The following is a 2,498-nucleotide window of genomic DNA, read 5'->3' as shown; positions in this document are numbered from 1 at the left end:
CGACGACCAGCGCGCGGAACGATGAAGGCATCAGCTAGCTAGACCATCGCCGTCGCCTCAACCTCCACCTTGAACCCATAGTGCAACTTCGGCACCGGCACAATCGCGCGCGCCGGCTTCGCATCGCCTGCCCAACGCGCGTAGATCTGATTAAAGCTGGCCCAGTCCTCGACATCGACGACATAGACACGCACCTGCACCAGCTGCGCAACACTGCTGCCGGCGCTTTCAAGCGCGGCCCGCACATTGGCCAGCACCTGTTCGGCCTGCACGTCGAACAACGCGTCGTTGAGCTTGTCGCCTTGCGGGTTGATCGGCAATTGCCCCGACACGAACACGAAGCCATTCGCAATCGCGACGTGACTATAGTGACCGCCGGGTTTGGCGAGCACGGAGGGATTGTTGGTCTGCGGCAGATGCGAGTCGCGCGAAATATCGGAACTATCGGTCATGAACCACTCCAGAAGCCGGGAACGTCCGGGCAGCAACGATGACCTTAGGCGGAACGTCCGAACCAAGCGCCCCTCTCCACGCGATCAGCGAAAAATCTCAAGCGACACACGAGCGCGCCGAATACGACCGAGCGAATTCAAGACACGCGACACGAGCCATGAGTGGTCCATCAGCCCGCGCCCACCCCGCCATCCTGATCCGCACCGAGCCGCACGCTCCCCGCGATAACCGACTTCAAGCGTCAGCCATCTCCAGTTTTTCGCGCGCATCCGCGCAACGACGATTCAGATCGCGATGCATCAGCCGGCTATCGAGCAAAGCCGAGACATCGGTCAACCCGTAATCAAAGCGCAAGACGTATTCGATGTCGGTGTAATCGTAATAAGCGCCGCTGTCTGCCAGCCTTTGCGCTTCGGCGAATGCGGCACGTTGCCGTTCGCCGTTCATCAGGTCTTTGATCGCCATGATTGCCGCTCCGAGGAACAGTGACTTCATCATAGCAATGCAATTTGAAACGCACGGTGGCGCGCGCGCAACACCTGGTGTTTTCCGTAGATGCGCTCACACCGCTCACATCGCTCACACCACGGCAACCGGCGTCTTCGTCCGATGCCAGCGCATCACCAGAAAACGCCCGACGAAACACAGACCACCCGCCACCCCGACCACGACGCCCATGCCCTTGGGCGAGCCGTCCTGCCACAGCCCGACCGCGAGACTCGACAACGCGCCGAGCGCGAGCTGCACCGCGCCGAACACGGCCGCCGCGGCGCCGGCGTTAGCCGGGTAGCGATGCATCAGGTCGGTCGTGCAATTGGCGGACAACACGCCGACCACGCCGACCACGAAGAACAGTCCGAACACGATCGACCACAAGCCGCCCCACCCCGTCAGCGATACCACGCTGACGAACAGCGACGCGACGAAACTCACAGTCGCGGCGGAAGAAATGATCGGCAGCGGGCCGAGCCGGCCAACGAGCCGCGTGTTCAGGTAATTGCCGAACATGATGCCGACGATGTTCAGCGCGAACAGAAAGCCGTAATGCTGCGCCGAGATATGGAAATACTCGATGTACACGAACGGCGTCGCGGTGATGTAAGCGAACATCGACGCGAACGCCATGCCGCCGCACAGCATGTGCCCCCATGCGACCGGATCGCGCAGCAACGTGCCGTACGCGCCGAACGATTTCAGCAACGCCGACTGCGCGCGCTTCTCGCGCGGCCACGTCTCCGGCACCTTGAGGAACGCGGTCACCGCGCATACGGAACCGAACAGCGTCAGCGCGACGAATACCGTGCGCCAGCCGCCGAGCAGCAACAACTGTCCACCGATCAGCGGCGCGAGCAGCGGTCCGATCGAAGTCACGATCGCGATCATCGACAGCACGCGGGCCGCGTCGCCGGGCTCGTGCGCGTCGCGCGCGATCGCCCGCGCGAGCACCGACGCGGAGCCGGCGCCCAATGCTTGCAGGAAGCGGAACGACACCAGCGAGCCGATCGAGAACGACAGCGCGCACGCAATACTCGCCAACGCATACATGATGATGCCGCCAAGCAGAATCGACCGGCGTCCATAGGTATCCGACAACGGACCATAAAGCAGCATGCCGAGCGAGAAGCCGAGCATGAAACTCGTCAGCGTCGTTTGCGCGGCGGCCGTGTTGACCGCGAAGGCCTGCGCGATGGTCGGCAGGCTCGGCAAATACATGTCGATGGAAATCGGTCCGCAGGCGGCGAGCGCACCGAGCAACAGGATCAGCCGGCCATCGGGCCGGCGTTTGGCGATGTGAGACATGGGGAAATCCGGATCGGAAGCCGCGCCGTATCGGCAGCGGAACGGTAAAAGCGGGGCGCAACAGTCTGACGGAATCGATTGTACGCGACGCTCGATCTCCCACGGCGCTCGCGCGTGCTGCGCAAACGATCGGCTACCGAGGTTGGCGCGGCGATCGCGGTCATCGTGATAACTGTGCGGCGCCGTGATGACGAAGACGGCCACGATGATCGCAACACCGCTGAGCGGCACCGCGACGGTACCCG

Annotated in this window: 3 protein-coding genes; all 3 read right to left on the bottom strand. The window is 63.1% G+C overall.

Annotation, left to right across the window (positions count from 1 at the left end):
- Nucleotides 1–38 precede the first annotated feature (38 nt).
- A complete protein-coding gene (locus tag VGH68_RS19025) occupies nucleotides 39–452 on the bottom strand; it encodes a RidA family protein (protein ID WP_331605234.1) in 414 nt (137 codons plus the stop codon).
- A 235-nt stretch (nucleotides 453–687) separates the two neighbouring features.
- On the bottom strand, nucleotides 688–918 hold the full coding sequence (locus VGH68_RS19020; RefSeq protein ID WP_331605233.1) for a hypothetical protein: 231 nt from the start codon (nucleotides 916–918) through the stop codon (nucleotides 688–690).
- A gap of 114 nt (nucleotides 919–1,032) precedes the next feature.
- A complete protein-coding gene (locus VGH68_RS19015; protein ID WP_331605231.1) occupies nucleotides 1,033–2,253 on the bottom strand; it encodes a Bcr/CflA family multidrug efflux MFS transporter in 1,221 nt (406 codons plus the stop codon).
- Nucleotides 2,254–2,498 lie beyond the last annotated feature (245 nt).

The sequence above is a fragment of the Paraburkholderia sp. genome (assembly GCF_036488505.1).
In the GTDB taxonomy this organism is placed as follows: Bacteria; Pseudomonadota; Gammaproteobacteria; order Burkholderiales; family Burkholderiaceae; genus Paraburkholderia.
The sequence above is the reverse complement of the archived record's forward strand: the minus strand, read 5'-3'. Positions and strand labels throughout refer to the sequence as shown.